This window comes from Paenibacillus sp. FSL R10-2734, from assembly GCF_037963865.1.
Classification (GTDB): Bacteria; Bacillota; Bacilli; order Paenibacillales; family Paenibacillaceae; genus Paenibacillus_AQ.
On record NZ_CP150170.1, the window covers coordinates 2,205,951 to 2,222,615 of the forward strand.

At 41.7% G+C, this 16,665-nt stretch carries 11 protein-coding genes and 1 pseudogene; 8 read left to right on the forward strand and 4 right to left on the reverse strand.

Features of this window, described 5'->3' with window-relative positions; translation table 11 throughout:
* The gene (locus tag NSS67_RS09720; RefSeq protein WP_339319349.1) at nt 1-732 is read right to left on the reverse strand and encodes a hypothetical protein; all 732 of its coding nucleotides are present in this window, start codon (nt 730-732) and stop codon (nt 1-3) included.
* A 19-nt stretch (nt 733-751) separates the two neighbouring features.
* The gene (locus NSS67_RS09725; protein WP_339319350.1) at nt 752-1,882 is read right to left on the reverse strand and encodes a hypothetical protein; all 1,131 of its coding nucleotides are present in this window, start codon (nt 1,880-1,882) and stop codon (nt 752-754) included.
* Between the two features lie 265 nt (nt 1,883-2,147).
* On the opposite strand from NSS67_RS09725, the gene NSS67_RS09730 reads away from it, so the two are divergent.
* On the forward strand, nt 2,148-2,753 hold the full coding sequence (locus tag NSS67_RS09730) for a recombinase family protein (protein WP_339319351.1): 606 nt from the start codon (nt 2,148-2,150) through the stop codon (nt 2,751-2,753).
* An 82-nt stretch (nt 2,754-2,835) separates the two neighbouring features.
* Complete coding sequence (locus tag NSS67_RS09735) at nt 2,836-3,453, forward strand: hypothetical protein (protein ID WP_339319352.1); 618 nt, start codon at nt 2,836-2,838, stop codon at nt 3,451-3,453.
* A 237-nt stretch (nt 3,454-3,690) separates the two neighbouring features.
* Here NSS67_RS09735 and NSS67_RS09740 read toward each other — a convergent pair whose 3' ends face one another.
* Complete coding sequence (locus NSS67_RS09740) at nt 3,691-3,936, reverse strand: helix-turn-helix transcriptional regulator (protein ID WP_339319353.1); 246 nt, start codon at nt 3,934-3,936, stop codon at nt 3,691-3,693.
* A gap of 142 nt (nt 3,937-4,078) precedes the next feature.
* On the opposite strand from NSS67_RS09740, the gene NSS67_RS09745 reads away from it, so the two are divergent.
* The 6 genes and pseudogenes from NSS67_RS09745 (at nt 4,079) to dnaJ (ending at nt 10,656) form a co-directional block, all read left to right on the forward strand.
* Nucleotides 4,079-4,870, forward strand: a complete 792-nt coding sequence (locus NSS67_RS09745) for a hypothetical protein (RefSeq protein ID WP_339319354.1) — start codon at nt 4,079-4,081, stop codon at nt 4,868-4,870.
* A gap of 507 nt (nt 4,871-5,377) precedes the next feature.
* Nucleotides 5,378-5,488 (forward strand): annotated as a pseudogene (locus tag NSS67_RS09750) (GNAT family N-acetyltransferase); the annotation flags it as partial.
* Nucleotides 5,489-5,593: 105 nt separating this feature from the next.
* A complete protein-coding gene (gene hrcA / locus NSS67_RS09755; protein ID WP_042130390.1) occupies nt 5,594-6,625 on the forward strand; it encodes a heat-inducible transcriptional repressor HrcA in 1,032 nt (343 codons plus the stop codon).
* 49 nt (nt 6,626-6,674) lie between these two features.
* A complete protein-coding gene (grpE, locus tag NSS67_RS09760) occupies nt 6,675-7,256 on the forward strand; it encodes a nucleotide exchange factor GrpE (protein ID WP_339319355.1) in 582 nt (193 codons plus the stop codon).
* 171 nt (nt 7,257-7,427) lie between these two features.
* Complete coding sequence (gene dnaK / locus NSS67_RS09765; RefSeq protein ID WP_339319356.1) at nt 7,428-9,275, forward strand: molecular chaperone DnaK; 1,848 nt, start codon at nt 7,428-7,430, stop codon at nt 9,273-9,275.
* Nucleotides 9,276-9,531: 256 nt separating this feature from the next.
* Complete coding sequence (gene dnaJ, locus NSS67_RS09770; protein ID WP_339319357.1) at nt 9,532-10,656, forward strand: molecular chaperone DnaJ; 1,125 nt, start codon at nt 9,532-9,534, stop codon at nt 10,654-10,656.
* A gap of 1,251 nt (nt 10,657-11,907) precedes the next feature.
* Here the strand turns inward: dnaJ and NSS67_RS09775 are convergent.
* Nucleotides 11,908-16,392: a S8 family serine peptidase gene (locus tag NSS67_RS09775; protein ID WP_339319358.1), complete on the reverse strand. Its 4,485-nt coding sequence runs from the start codon at nt 16,390-16,392 to the stop codon at nt 11,908-11,910.
* Nucleotides 16,393-16,665 lie beyond the last annotated feature (273 nt).

Genomic DNA, 16,665 nt, shown 5'->3' on the forward strand with positions numbered 1-16,665 from the left:
TTAGATTTTTGAAATTTTATTCTCCAAATATGTCCCTATGAACCAGACGAATGATGATGGGATCGCCCAAACTATCATAGAAATTACAACCTGCTGAATATTATCCATATAATAAAGAATTACGGCTAAAATAAATTCCATCAGAACAATAGTGAAGGCATTCCCATGCTCACGTAAGTGTTTATATGATTCCTTGTATTCAGTTATTTTAGCTGCTTCAATAGTAGTTGGAGATCCATTTGAAGTGTTAAGGACAGCGTTCGCTCTAGTTCCTATCAAGCTTCTATAAAATACAAACAAATTGCTTTCATTTGAACTTGTTGTTGTATTCGAAGTTTCCTTTCGTAAAGATAGTGTTATTATTGTTATCTGTAGAGAGAAGATTAATGCAAGAACGATCCAATTCAACTTCTCTCTCAAAGTAAAGTAGAATATTAAAGCCGCTATTATTGCTAACCCTGAAAGTAAGGCGGGGAAGAAGTATGATTTCTTGCTAAACAAACTCGATCTTGTTGCATGTAATACAAGTATCGGTGCACTTGCAAGATAGCAATATGCAAGTCCAATTAGTCCAAAAAAGATAATGTGGGCGTTAGAAAAGTCCTTTAATGACACATTCAAATCGTAAAAACCGCTAAACTTTTTACTATACAGGAATAAAGAGATTAATGTACCGAAAACGGTTCCAACAAAATACCGAACCAGATAAAACTCCCACCAACGATTGTTCAATGTAGCTCCTTCTCTCATATTATAGAAATGAAATGCTAATAAAATCTGAATTTTCCGTGGTACACTTTTCAGGATCTATCCCAAATTGCTCAAAAAAGTAATCTGCAATTTGATCTTTGTGATTATTAGCTCCTTTAACATTTAGTTTGCGTCCTAAACACCCAGTAAATAAATCTGCTATCTGAACAAATGGACTAGTGTAACTAGGTACGCCCTCTAAAATTTCAAGGCTAGCCTGACCATCATACTCGGATTTTATTATTTGTCTAATATGTTCTCGTTGAACGCCAAGGTAAAGTTTATCTTTTGCAGCTTCTGCATCTTTAAATACATTTAGTAGTCTTGGAAGTTCTGTCCTGCCACTTTGAAGTTCATGTTTCAAACCACTTAGTAGCATCATTGTATAGAGATCAGTAATAATTTCGTCTATTTTTCTCGAAGATGTTTCAGTATTTGTAACTACAGCTTTAAAACTAATTGAATCAGATTGACTAACTAAAAGATCAATAAATTCTTTGTACAAGTCGACCTCTTGCCTTTTGGAATGTGAAAAATGAAATTCAAACGATGGTGCCAATCCTTTTTCGGTTTTCCATGCCATAATTAAATCTCTTAATTGAGTGAAACGAGATGAATCTAAACTCCAAACACTTCCCACTAAAGCTAACTTCTCTTTAGATTCATCACAACTTACAGTTATCACAGGTTTGGGCGGGACAAGGGCTATCTGCTCTTCCCTAAACTCATCTTCTTTTTTTCTTCGATACCTTTTTGTTTTTTCGCTCGGAGCGAATAACTTAAATTCATTTTGAATTTTCGCTCTTGCTCTTGTAATAGAAGTTTGAGGCTCCAAATGGTAGTATTGCTCTGGTGTAATAGCCAAACCTTTATAAATATCATTCTGAAATGTTTCCCAATAGAGCAATGCAAGTTTTTTATCGCTATCCCTAGTTTCTTCGTAGTGGTTCAGTATATATGCGACCCGTGAAATAAAGGAATTTAACTGAGTGGAATTTATTTTTGCAATTAGATTAGCTCGCGCTCTCCTGATTTTTTCCTCTTTGGTGATTGGCTTGTTCTTTTGTTTGTTAGTAAAAATGACAGTGGGATTTGTTTGTAATATACCTCGCTTTAAGCCCCTTTTTACCATATGGTGAGACCGCCTCTCTAGTCTTTGTATTTCATATTAAGTCATATTTTGTATATAGTCTATTACGTTATACCTACAATTAGTAAGAATAAAAGTGAAACAAGATTATTTAATGACAAATGTACCATGTCAAAAACCATACTTTTTGAACCGACATATTATCCATCATCAGATGTGTTTCAAAACATATAATTAATACATTTGAAATGTTTCATATCCATGATATACTTATTGACGTAATATATGTGTCAAGGAGGATGGTTAAATGAAACTTGCTTATGTACGTATTTCCACAAAAGATCAGAATGCCGAGCGTCAAATTAAAAAGATGAGGGAACTAGGTATCGAAGAGCGATATACATTCATAGACAAGGCGAGTGGCAAAGATTTTAACCGACCACAATATCAAGCATTACGACTTGTGATCCGTGAAGGTGACTTAATATACATAGATGCATTGGATAGGCTTGGTAGAGATTATGAAGGAATCATACGTGAATGGAAATATATAACAAGAGAAGTTAATGCGGATATTGTGGTGCTTGAGAATGAGACGCTATTTGATAGTCGGAAATTTAAGAACATGGGTGACTTGGGACGATTAATGGAAGATCAATTTTTGAGCCTACTCAGCTATGTTGCGGAGCAGGAACGAAAAAAGACGAAACAAAGACAAGCCGAAGGAATAGAAGTTGCCTTGAGCCAAGGAGTCAAGTTTGGAAGACCAAAGAAAGAGATCAACGAAGAATTTATAGTTGTATATAACGAGTGGAAGAGTGGAACGATCACCGCTGTTGAAGCAATGAAAAGAGTAGAAATGAAACCAAATACGTTCTATAGAAGAGTAAGCGACTACGAAAATGCAAAATAAAGTTTTAGACTAGTTATAAAGCTAACTAAAAGGATCACAATATTATGGTACAATTTGTAATACAAAAGTGAGGTGAAAGACTTTGAGGAATATTGTTGAAGATTCTCGTTTTCTTACTGAAAGAGCTAAAATGATGTACTATTTTCAAGATGAATTTTACAACCCCGATGAAACTGAAATTATTCATTCAACGTCAGGGAAGTTTAAACTTGAAATCCATCACTATAACCATGAAGAAGATATTTACAGATATGATTACACAAAAGGAATTGTTACGGATAGTGAGCATAAAACTATCGACATAATATATAGAAACTACGGCGCATTTCCGTATAGTTGGTTGGAGATAAATGGCATAGAATATCTGTTATGTGGGTTAGATTATCAGGGATACTCAATTGTTAATTTATCAAATAAAGAAACCAAACATTATGTTCCCGAAGAGGCATATGAAGGTCATGGATTTTGCTGGGGAGAAATAATAAATTTTCAACAAAAAAAACTAATAGTGATTGATGGATGCTATTGGGCATGCCCTTATGAACTTGTTTTTTATGATTTTTCTAGTCCAATGAATGTTCCGTACAATGAATTATTCCGTGTGGAAGTTGACAGCGTCATAAATTGGGAAAGTTGGAGAGAATCCTGTAGGGTGAAATATCTTGATGAGGAGAACAACGAGAAAGAATTTGTATTTTAGAAACTATATAAATTGGACACGTTGGTTGAATGATAATTACATAAAGAACAAATTGTTTAGAGTCCAGTGTTAGAGCCTTCATAAAGAAGGCTCTTTATTTTGGAGTAGGGGGGATAGTTAAAACTTTTTAACAGCATTTGTTCATGGGATACAGGTAGGGCACAGCATCCGAGCGCAGATGCAAAAAAAATGGGTGAATTGCCCCTTATAATAGGGAAACTCCACACCACTTTGATATTATCGTTTAGATTGATTTTGTTTCTCGAATTCTATCTCCACAAGTCTCACTATGTCAGAAGGATTCATACCTAGTCCCCTGGCAATATCAAACAAGCTAGTCAAGGTAGGTTGGTATTTCCCATTTTCAAGTTCTGAAATATAGCTGCGTTCTAATGTGCTATCTACAGCAAGTTGAGCTTGGGTAATGTTCCTAGTAATACGAATACTTTTAATAACTTTTCCGAAAACAGCTTCAAGTGGCAAAGGAAAGACTCCTTTTACACCTATTATCCGAAATATTGAATAGGTAAAGTGTCTGGTGAACTCGACAAAAAGGAATATTGTAACATATAATCAGTTTAGCTTATGTTCTTCAATAGATATCAATAATTATGGAGGGGTCGAAGTGAAAAAAATTATATTTGGTTTGATTGTTTGCGTGGTATTTATATCGGGTTGCTCATCAAGAATGAAGGAAAAGCCAGCTGATATTAGTCTAGACATATGGGATGACAGTATCCAATATGCGATCATGGCGGATCAGTACAAGGGAACAGATAGTGATATTGATTTAGTGGAGTTAATGTCAACTGCAGGGAAATTGAAGTATTTAAAAGATCAAAATAAGAATGAGCAAGACCTAACTAATAATGTACGTAATATGGTAGTTGGGAAGTTTGAAGAATACTATGGGTATGAAAATGGAGTGGAGAATTTTAAAGAGGCGAGAAAAGCTGTTGTAAGTATTATTGGTGAAGGGATGTTAAATAAGAAGAATCTGAAGGACGATTATGCCAATGGAATAAGCAAAAAGTTGGAGGCAGCGGAAGATAAACCTGAGGGGTACTCATACAAAAAAGCCTACCAAGAGGATCATCAACTAAAAGCTAAGGATGTCCAGTATGATATGGTAAATAATTTGGACAAAGAGTTTGTCCTAGAAGGTACTGCCTCTCTAGATGATTATTATAACTATGGTTTCGATTCAAGTATTGAGTCAAGCTACTTCTGCGCAAGGGTTATTCCAGATGATGGATCGGATAGTTGGTATGTATATGTACATAGGAAAAGTTTTGGAAAATTATTCGAAGCTTTGAAATCTGGTGATGTTCATGTAACGACAACATCTAAAATACCAAGCAACAGATTTGAAAAGGGTCAAGGCAATATGGCACAAGTCCAGCAAGTCAGATGGTAAATAAGTAATTACGAACTATCTTTGTATATTTGAATTTCCGTTTATCGGTTAAATTAATCAATTCTACAATGTATTTTAAAGCTATGGATCATTCCATGGCTTTTTTTATGTTTAAGTGGGGTGAATTGTTCATTTATCAGGGAACAGAAGCACAACTTTTGAAAAAAATAATGAACGTAACAGAGTATGTTTGTCTCAGCGTCTCTGGCTTCCACTGAAGTCTCGTTTGCATAAGAATGATCAATCATGTTGTAGGTCTTTTGCTCTTGCAGGGTCGATCATGGGGCTCTTATAGCAGATTATTAACGTGGATTATGTGGGTTTTATGTATTTGAAAATTAACTTCATTATATAGGCGAATCGGGTAAACTCTAGAGAGATATCTAAACCACTGAACTCTAAATTTCTTCCGACCACTGTACACAAGGTAAAAGCCGCTATATAATTAAGGCAAATGTAGTGAGTAGTTAGTGGTCGAACCTTGATAATACCCATGAAAATGCCCGTTTCGAAGTCGTTGAGAAAGAGATTTTTCCAGAAAAAGTATGGACGGATTGCGTGAATTGTAAAAAGCAGCATGCCTGCGATGAAATAGCAGTACTTAAGATGCTGAACTGACTTGACAATGTCAATGTCAGTTTGGTATTTTTGTATTAGTGGTTAGCACTCATCTAAGTCGAGTGCTAACGAATCGGAGCCAAACAGCCGCAAGGAGGGGATAACATGTTAACTGATCGCCAGAGAATGATACTAAATGCAATTGTAGATGATTATATTTCATCGGCAGAACCAGTAGGATCTCGCAGCATTTCTAAACGGGGTGATGTAGGCTATAGCCCTGCAACTATTCGAAATGAAATGGCTGACCTAGAGGATTTGGGTTATCTCGAGCAGCCTCATACATCGGCAGGGAGAATACCTTCCCATAAAGGATACCGATATTATGTGGATCATCTAGTACCGTGGAATTCCGCCGAAACGGCAGAGATGGGCACGATCCGCGCTTTTTTTGCCGAGAAGCTGAATGCGATGGAGCAGGTAATCCAACATGCGGCGATGATTCTTTCCAATATGACGAATTACACTTCCATCCTCCTGGGACCGGAGGTTTTTCATACATCACTGCGTCATTTTCAGTTGTTACCACTAGATGATACAACCGCTGTAGCGATTATCGTTACAAGTACGGGTCAAGTTGAGAACCGTACGGTGAACATTCCACCGGAGATTTCCGTTTCCGAGATGGAGAAAGTGGTTAACCTACTGAATAGCAAGCTGGTCAATGTACCACTCTATAAGCTGAAGACTCGACTCTATTCCGAGCTTGGCGAGGAAATGCAGCGTCACATCTCACATTATGAAGAATTAATGCAAGTGCTGGACATTGCGCTGGAAAGTGATCAAGAGCAGCGTATCTATCTCAGTGGAGCCACGAATATGCTTACACAGCCTGAATTCAAGGATGTTGATAAGGTGAAAAGCATTCTTGATCTGCTGGAAGAGACACCTACATTGCTCAAAATGCTGGCCCCTACAACAGGTGGTACAGGTATTCAGGTGCGAATAGGAACGGAGAACAATCATGAAGCGTTCGCCAACTGCAGTCTGATTACCGCTACTTATTCTCTTGATGGGCAGGCACTGGGCAGCATAGGAATCCTTGGTCCGACACGAATGGAATACGCAAGAGTGATGGGGATCTTGGGCATTTTATCCCGAGATTTGACAGCGATGCTGGCACACTGGTATAAGTGAACAGAGTCAACAATGATTACGTGAATGATTTTAAGGAGGTGAAGACAACTTGAAAAAGAAACAAGTTCAAGATGCTAATGAATTCAAAGACGATTTGATAAATGAGGAACCTGAGGCTGATGTAGCTTCGGAAGGCCAATCATTTACAGAAGAAGAAGTTAGTGAAGGTGCTTCAGACACAGGTGCGGAGGTAAAACGTCTGCAGGATCTCGCTGATGAATATCAAGGACGTGCACTGCGTGCGCAGGCTGATTTCGATAACTTCCGTCGTCGTACTCAAAAGGAGAAAGAAGAGCTGGCTCAATATGCCACTTCTAAGCTCGTGACTGAATTGCTTACAGTACTGGACAATTTCGAGCGTGCGTTAGTCACTACTCCAACTAATCCTGAATCCGAAGCTTTCGTGAAGGGTGTTAATATGATTTTCCGTCAGCTAGATGGGGTATTGAAGACTGAAGGACTAACCGCTATGGAAACAGTAGGACAGCCTTTTAATCCTGAATACCATCAGGCTATTATGCAGGTGGAGAGCGAGGAGTACGAAGAGGGTATCGTAACGGAAGAGGTCCAAAAGGGATACCTTCTGAAAGATAAGGTCCTTCGTCCTGCTATGGTCAAAGTCAGCATGTAGTCTGTCTATATAGGACGGGCAGTTTCTGTCCACCATGAAGTTTACTACATTGATCTTTTTATCTAACTGCATAATGATGCTCAAATACTCGATTAACAATCGAATTTTTTGATATTTTTTATAAACCAAATGAGCTTAAGCTCCATATAACTTTAGAGGAGGCAAATTTTTATGAGTAAAGTTATCGGTATTGACTTAGGAACCACGAACTCTTGCGTTGCTGTAATGGAAGGCGGCGAAGCCGTTGTAATTCCAAACCCAGAAGGCGCACGTACAACCCCTTCGGTTGTAGGCTTTAAGAAAGACGGCGAGCGTATCGTCGGTGAAACAGCTAAACGCCAAGCGATTACCAACCCTGATCGTACGATCAGCTCTGTTAAACGTCACATGGGTACGAACTACAAAGAAAGCATTGATGGTAAAGACTATTCTCCACAAGAAATTTCGGCAATGATTCTTCAAAAGCTGAAATCCGATGCAGAAGCATATCTTGGTCAAACCGTTACTCAAGCAGTTATCACAGTTCCTGCTTATTTCAATGACAGCCAGCGTCAAGCTACTAAAGATGCAGGTAAAATTGCAGGCCTGGAAGTTCTGCGTATTGTGAACGAGCCAACAGCTGCAGCTTTGGCATACGGTCTGGAGAAATCCGAAGATCAAACCATCCTTGTATATGACCTTGGTGGTGGTACGTTCGACGTATCCATCCTGGAATTGGGCGATGGCTTCTTTGAAGTTAAAGCTACAAGCGGTGACAACAAACTTGGTGGCGATGACTTTGACCAAGTCGTTATGGACTACCTGGTTTCTGAATTCAAAAAAGAGCAAGGCATTGATTTGAGCAAAGATAAATCTGCTGTTCAACGCTTAAAAGACGCTGCTGAAAAAGCGAAAAAAGAATTGTCAGGCGTTCTGACAACTACAATTTCGCTTCCGTTCATCACTGTGGTTGACGGAGTACCTCAGCACTTGGAGATCAACTTGACTCGTGCGAAATTTGATGAGCTCACTGCTGGTCTGGTAGAACGTACTTTGGGACCAACTCGTCAAGCTTTGTCTGATGCTGGTATGACGCCTGCAGACCTTACTAGAATCGTTCTAGTTGGTGGTTCTACACGTATCCCTGCCGTACAAGATGCAATCAAGAAGCTTACAGGTAAAGATCCACACAAAGGTGTGAATCCGGATGAAGTGGTAGCTCTTGGTGCTGCTGTTCAAGCGGGTGTATTGACTGGTGATGTTAAGGACGTTGTATTGCTCGACGTAACTCCGCTTTCCCTCGGTATCGAAACTGCAGGTGGCGTATTTACGAAGATGATCGAACGTAATACTACGATCCCTACAAGTAAATCCCAAGTATTCTCGACCTTTGCTGACAACCAACCTAGCGTAGAAATTCACGTGCTGCAAGGTGAGCGTCAAATGGCAAATGGTAACAAGACCCTGGGACGCTTTATGTTGAACGAGATTCCACCAGCACCACGCGGTGTACCACAAATCGAAGTTTCTTTCGATATCGATGCCAACGGTATTGTGAATGTATCTGCTACAGATAAGGGTACAAACAAGAGCCAGAAGATTACAATTACTTCTTCCAGCGGTCTGAGCGATGCTGAAGTAGAACAAATGATGAAGGATGCCGAGCTTCACGCTGAGGAAGACCGTAAGCGTAAAGAATTGGTAGAAGCTAAGAACAACGCTGACCAACTTGTGTATTCTACTGAGAAAGTAATCAAAGATCTTGGTGATAAAGCCGATGCTTCCGATGTTGAAAAAGCAAACGAAGCTAAAGATAAAGTAAAAGCAGCACTAGAAACTGACAACCTGGAAGAAATCAATGCGGCTACAGAAGCATTGACTGAAATCGTACAACAGTTGTCCATGAAGCTGTATGAACAAGCTGCTCAAGCAGAGCAAGGTGCTGAAGGTGGCGCTGGAGCTGCTGAAGGCGCTCCTAAGAAAGACAATGTAGTTGACGCTGACTATGAGGTTGTTGACGAAGATAAGAATCAAGGGTAACCTTAAACGATAAGTGTAAAGGGCGTAGCTGATAAATTCTTATATAGTTAAGAAGGGAAGGTCAAAACCGGGTCATCCCGTGTTTTGACTTTCCTTTTGTAATATCAGTTTGCACACTCTTCGCGAATGCGCCTTCTGATATTGTAAGAATAAACATCTACTAGACCTAGATGGTCAGATCCTAGGGTTTTATCGTATAATGTTTCTTTGACAGATAATTAGGAATTTGAGTATGTAACGTACGGAGGTGAAAGCAGTGGCAGATAAACGCGATTATTATGAAGTGCTTGGCCTCAGTAGAGATGCTTCAGACGACGAGGTGAAGAAAGCGTACCGGAAATTGGCGCGCCAATATCACCCAGACGTGAATAAAGCAGATGATGCTGAAGCTAAGTTTAAAGAAGTAAAAGAAGCTTACGATGTTCTTAGCGACGGACAACAGCGAGCTAGATATGACCAATATGGCCATATTGATCCTAACCAAGGTATGGGTGGCTTCGGAGGCGGCGGTGGCGGCGACTTCGGAGGACTAGGCGATATCTTTGATATGTTCTTCGGTGGCGGTGGACGTCGTGATCCTAACGCACCACAGCGTGGTGGCGATTTGCAGTATACGATGACCATTGAATTCAAGGAAGCGGTATTCGGTAAAGAAACCGATATTACGATTCCACGTACGGAAACTTGCGATACCTGCTACGGCTCCGGGGCTAAACCGGGTACTAAACCAGAGACTTGTTCCACTTGTCATGGTAGTGGTCAGCAGGAATTCGTACAGAATACACCTCTTGGACAGATGCGTAATCGTCGTCCATGTTCGCATTGCAGTGGTACAGGTAAGATTATTAAGGAAAAATGTACGACTTGTAGCGGACAGGGTAAAGTTAAGAAGCAGCGTAAGATTCATGTGCGCATCCCTGCCGGTGTCGATGACGGTGCACAGCTGCGCATGACTGGCGAAGGCGAAGGCGGCTTACGCGGCGGTCCTGCTGGAGACTTGTACATTGTGATCCGTGTCAAATCGCATGATTTCTTCGTGCGTGAGAACGATGATATTATGTGCGAGGTTCCGCTTACGTTTGCACAAGCAGCACTAGGTGATGAGATTGAAATTCCAACCTTAACGGAAAAAGTGAAGCTGAAGATTCCTGCGGGAACACAGACAGGCACATTCTTCCGCCTCAAAGGTAAAGGTGTTCCGCGCCTACGTGGATCTGGTCAAGGCGATCAGCATGTACGAGTGATTGTTGTGACACCTAGCAAGCTCAATGAAGAGCAAAAAGATTTGTTACGACAGTTCGCCGCTCTGAATGGTGAAAACACACATGAGCATGAGCAATCCTTCTTTGATCGTGTGAAGCGTGCGTTCCGCGGGGACTGATAATCTAAACTAATTTAATTAATACATTAAATGTATAGATGGGCTGTTTCATAAGGAATTTTTGATGAATGAGGCAGTCCTGGGTTTAAAAAAGCAGAGGAGCGATCTTCCCGTTAATGGGGGATCGCTCCTCTGCTTTTTTGGGTTTAGGTAGCTTGCTTATGTCGACTGAGAGTAGGGACAGTTAACCAATCTCATACAGTACTGTTGAAGAGCTATGGAGAACCTGCTGGAACCCGCAATACTGCCGAAACTCAGAACCCGTAACCCGTAACCCGTAACCCGTAACCCTGAAATTCGTGGCTGGTCTCTAGCTTTTCAAACTCACATTCTGATTTGATTCATCTGCTTAGGCTTACGGACTCAGTTGACGCTATATGCAAATTTACCGCCTTTGAAGCGAAGTTTCGGACTCCAGTGCAGCTATACCCCAGAAAAACGCTCATAATTGGTGTTTTTCATGCCAATAGCGGCTATGGGGTCCGTTAGCATACCAAATATCGCATAATCCAGCATTTAGGGGCAACTGAGTCCGATAGCTGCTGAGTAAAATGATTCTCCGATGCATTTGGACTCAGCAGACGCTATTTGTAATTTTACCGCCTTTGAAGCGAAGTTTCGGACTCCAGTGCAGCTATACCCCAGAAAAACGCTCATAATTGGTGTTTTTCCTGCCAATAGCGACTATGGGGTCCGATAGCATACCAAATATCGCATAATTCAGCATTTAGGGGCATCTGTGTACGATAGCTGCTGAGTAAAATGATTCTCTGATGCATTCGGACTCAGCAGACGCTATTTGTAATTTTACCGCCTTTGAAGCGAAGTTTCGGACTCCAGTGCAGCTATTCCCCGAAAAAGCGCTCATAATTGGTGTTTTTCACGCCAATAGCGACTAAGGAGTCCGTTAGAATTCGAAATGCCGCATAATCCAGCATTTAGGGGCATCTGTGTACGATAGCTGCTGAGTAAAATGATTCTCCGATGCATTTGGACTCAGCAGACGCTATTTGTAATTTTACCGCCTTTGAAGCGAAGTTTCGGACTCCAGTGCAGCTATACCCCAGAAAAACGCTCATAATTGGTGTTTTTCATGCCAATAGCGACTATGGGGTCCGTTAGCATACCAAATATCGCATAATCCAGCATTTAGGGGCAACTGTGTCCGATGGCTACCTCGGAAACGCAAATATGACCTAAAGACGAAAAGCCCCAGCAGATGACCGCTGAGGCTTTCTTTTAAAATTTCAACTAGATGTTGTTCTTAGAACGAAGATCCTCGAGCACACGGCTCAGAATTGTTGCTGCTTGTGCACGAGTCAGAGTGCCTTGTGGATTGAAGCTATCCGCACTAACACCCTTGAGATATCCATTGCTTACAGCATAGGCTACAGCGTTGCGTGCTTCCGCAGCGATGCTGTCGGCATCCTTAAAGCTTAAAGATATCTTGGCTACTGTAAGATCAGCACCAAGGGCCTTAGCGATGATAAGAGCGGCTTCCTCGCGAGTCAGCACATCACGAGATCCACTTTCTTTGACGCGAGTGCTCCAAGTGTCACCTTTTCTAAGTAGACGGTCGAAGAGCGTTAGAAGCTCTGCCTGATTTAAGGTGTCAGCAGGCTTAAAGCTGCCATCGGTTCCTTTGCCGGCAATAATACCATGGGCAGCAAGGACCTCGATATCGTTGTTGGCCCAGTGTAGGCCAATATCCTTGAAGCTTACATTTCGGGATGCTGCGCTGTAAGAGCCGTCACCAGTAACATTAAACTGTAGAATACCTTCTTTAGAGATAGAACCTGGCTGCAAATAGGACCATTTATGATCTTTTGATTCTACATAAGCGGCAGTCTTTCGAGCATCAAGTAGACTGCTGGCTTTTAGATTAAGCTGAAGGATGATCGGCTTTCCGGTTGTCCAACCATTTTTGATGGTGAGAATGGAAGAACCGATATTTATTGCGGCTGAGCTTCCTGTTAAGGCTGCTGTGTCGCCTGTGTCTGTCAGACTAATCGTAAGGGCCAAACCATTGCTGTTGATGAAATCTGGTAGGGTAGCTGCTGGAATGAGTACATTGAACCCATTACCTTTTAAGCTGAGTACATGCTCCGATTTCTTTAACTGCTCGGCTTGGGCCGGGGTAAGAGTAATAATAACTTGGCTATATTTATTGAAGTTTACATCGCTAAGATCAAGCACAGAAGTTTTATCTTTTGCATTCTGGATCGAAGCTGTTAATGCAGTGTCTAAGATGTTAAACACCGCTGAAGGCTTGCCACCTGCTGGATCTGCTGTCTCTACTAGCTTCCCAGATTTCAATGCGATTCCAGGAGCGGGAGCACTGGTTGCTGTAGGTACATACGAATCAGTTGATGGTGTAGGTGTTGGCGTCGGTGTATCAGGTGTCTTAACAGTTACACGTACTGTTCTCAAACCAGACGGGATTGTTGATTTTGTGGCATCATTCCAGATCTGCACATCGTACAGCTCCAAGTCGTATTTTCCTGCTGTAGATGGTTTGAAGGTTAGCTGGCCTAGTGAGCCAGAGCCGTGGTAAGCACCGCCTGATAATTTGACACTATACATAGTCAGGTTATGACCGTCTCCAAGATCATACGTTTGCGAGTTCGTTGTAAGTGATGTTCCTGGAAAATTTTCTTCTTGATACGTAGCCAGTTGTACACTTGGTGTGATCTTCGGTTCTGGAAGTGAATTATCGTAAACGACACCGAATGAGGCGCCATACACGCCATAAACAGCGTCTGTAACCGAGTAATCGAGATCAATGGTAACCTCTTTATTGGTATCAATAGTTGATGCAGAAAGCTTAGGTGTCACAGTGAAGGGGCCATCCCCAGTACTGTAAATTAACCGCTGAACGTAATCTTCGCTGTCTGCGCCATTACCTACATAATCAAAAACATAAATCTTGTACTCATTTAGACCTTCGTTAACGGGGACATCAATGGTGAAGGAGCCATCATTCTGAATCACACCGCCAAATTGATACGTATTTCCATCATAATGTTTACCTTCGGCGTACACGGTAAACCAGTTTCCAATAGGGTTTGTGGTGGAAATATAATAGGCCAATAGGTCATCATCAATGAAACCACTAATTTGTGCCGCGCCAGGATCGGTTGGTGCTTCACGTTCATATTCCGCGAATGAAATGCCAGAGACCAGTGGTTTCTCAGTATCGATGGTGAATATAATAGCTTGGTTCTTGTCCAGTTGACCGTCAGGAAGGACAGGAGTGATGTAGTAATGACCATCTGGTAATGTAGACTTATTGGAGGTCTCTAAGTCTGTTAATGTTCCATTCCAATTCGGAATCTCGTACAAGCCGCTATAGAATGTTTCATCGCTTGAATAAACTTCTCCTAATACTGTCGATGGAGCAGCTAATGGGGAAGCTACGAATCGGACGCCATGTTGATCTTCATTAACAGAGAAGGTAAACGTTGTGTCGTCTGACCATCCATCGTTATTAGGTGAAATCTGTGGACTGTCCAATTGGAGTAGACCGATAGGTGCTAGATTGAACTTATCGCCTACAACAACGCTATAAGGTAACCGAAGTGTTTCTGTTCCAGAACTAAGCTTTAGGATGCCTTGGTAGCTACCATCAACGGTATGTTCTGAGATATTTAGCGTGATTTGTGCGGATTGATTCTCGCCTGAGGTCACGCTAGCTGGTGGGTTAACATCAATACTAATGCCATTTGGCACGTCCGTTCCCGCTAACCATTCGGTAGATAGTGTGTAGGTTTGTCCTGCAAGTTGTTTAAAGGGTTCTACATAGACTGATTTCGTTACAGTAACACCCTTTGGCTGTAAGCCGAAGGACAAGGAGCCTGTGTAATAAGGGATTACGGCTGTACCTAGTTGTCCATTTTGGAAGGTTTCTCCCACTTTTGCGATGGATCCAGCCTTTGCTGATTTCTCTAGATTGATTAACCCTGCACCTTGCTGATACAAGGAGTAAGGTTTGCCGTCTCGAGCATAAATAGGATCTGCATTATTCATCAGCAGTGATTTCATTTCATTTGGTTTTAGATCAGGGTTTTCGCTAAGCAATAAAGCCACTGCACCTGCGACATGAGGGGCTGCCATACTGGTACCGCTCTCTACGCCAAAAGCCTCATCATACTCTTCATTCCAGCTAGGGATTGTAGAAGTAATATTCACCCCAGGTGCTACAACATCAGGTTTGATCAGATAATCTGGTAGACCTGGTCCAATTGAACTGAAGTCGGCTAACTGATTCACTTCAAGTTCAGAATAGTAACTGATCGTATCTATAGCTGCATCCAGCTGATCCTTTATCTTCTTGCCATCTGCCTGTGTGATTCCATAAGTAGGGATATAGTTCCCCGGTGTGCCAAGGGTAGGAGTAATTACCTCAGGCTCATTATTGGCGATCAGCAAAAGCTTGGCGCCAGCGGCTTTGGCATGTAGTGATTTGTCACCAAAACTAAGGGCTCCTCGATCGACGAGGACGACTTTATCTTTGACATCCAGATTTATGTAATTCGTAGGACTACCAACACCAGCGTATACGATCTTCGTACCGGCAGTGTTACTGACTAAATCTGGGGAATAAGTTGCGAGAGTGCCTTCGATTTTCTTAACATCTCCGATATCAAAAAAGGGTGTATTCACCGGTGTGGTAGATGCTCCTACGGAAAGTGCGAGTTGGGCTCCAGCGGGTTCCCCCAGCGTTTCTTTATCCGGTCCAGCATTACCGGCTGCCACAACAACGTTCACTCCGGATTTCACGGCGTTGTCTATGGCAATCGAAGTTGCGGAATAGCTCTGGTTGAAGTCAGAACCGAGTGAGAGATTGATAATATCCGCTTCGTCGGAGACCGCTTGCTCGATCGCTGCGATAATATTCGCAGTGGTGCCGTAACCGTAAGGACCGAGCACACGATACGCATATAGATCGACTTCTGGAGCTACGTCCAGGATGGTGCCGGACACGTGAGTGCCGTGTGAGGTCTCGTAAGGGCGGCCATCTTTTGGGGGAAAGTTAACGTTAGGTGCTGTTTCGGACGGATCATTATCCTGATCTACAAAGTCATAACCACCCTTATAATGGTCTTTAAATACAGGATGATTCTTGTCGATGCCGGTATCGAGGACAGCCACCTTTACACCATCACCGGTGTAACCTTGATTATGTAGCTTGTCAGCGCCAATAAGATTGTCGCTGTCTGAGTAAGAGCTAGTAACAGATGCTGTAGCTGATCCAGAACTGAGGGTGTGTACTTCATCGTTAGGATAAATAGCCGCTACACCTGGAAGCGCTAACAGTTTTTCTACCTGATTTCCGGGGAGAGTAACGGAGTAGCCATTAAAGATATCACTGTATTCAAATCCAATGTCGGCTCCTACTTTCCTTGCAGAGGCTATAAAGCTTTTATGCTCTGAAATGATTTTGCTACGCTGTAAGGAGACCGAGGAAGGCAATGAACGAGTTTTCGCCTCACTTTCATATACATGGACTGGCTTATTGGCTAGCTCCACAATTACGGATACTGGTGCTGAGCCTTTGAGCGCGCCTACATAGTTATGAGGGATCACATGTTGAGAGTGTTCATTAGCTGCGTTAATTGATGATTCAATGGATGAGTTCGCAAATACGGCTGAAGGAAATAGGACAGAAAAGGCTAGTCCGAGGCTGGCTGCCCCAATACCAAATCTTTGGAAAGAATGTTTTAAGGTGCGGTTCAAATAAGTCATCCTCCTAAACGTTTTTTATGGTTATAGCTGTATTTGTAAGCCTCCTCCCTAAGCATGAATTGTAAAAAATTATGAAAATTAAATTAATTCTACAGCTATAAATTCAATACGAATATGCAACTTTAGCACTATATTGGGGAGAATCGTTAAAGAAATTGTCGAATTCCTAGTGAATAAGTGGAATATGAGAAAAAAAGGGCATAAAACAAGCGAAATGTAGACAATATAAAGGAATGCAATAGATATCCGAACTTCAAGCGAGAG

What these genes read in the sequence shown, in the direction of transcription:
- NSS67_RS09725 (WP_339319350.1), bottom strand. Translation starts at nt 1,882, where the DNA reads ATGGTAAAAAGGGGCTTAAAGCGAGGTATATTACAAACAAATCCCACT.
- NSS67_RS09730 (WP_339319351.1), top strand. Translation starts at nt 2,148, where the DNA reads ATGAAACTTGCTTATGTACGTATTTCCACAAAAGATCAGAATGCCGAG.
- hrcA (WP_042130390.1), top strand. Translation starts at nt 5,594, where the DNA reads ATGTTAACTGATCGCCAGAGAATGATACTAAATGCAATTGTAGATGAT.
- dnaK (WP_339319356.1), top strand. Translation starts at nt 7,428, where the DNA reads ATGAGTAAAGTTATCGGTATTGACTTAGGAACCACGAACTCTTGCGTT.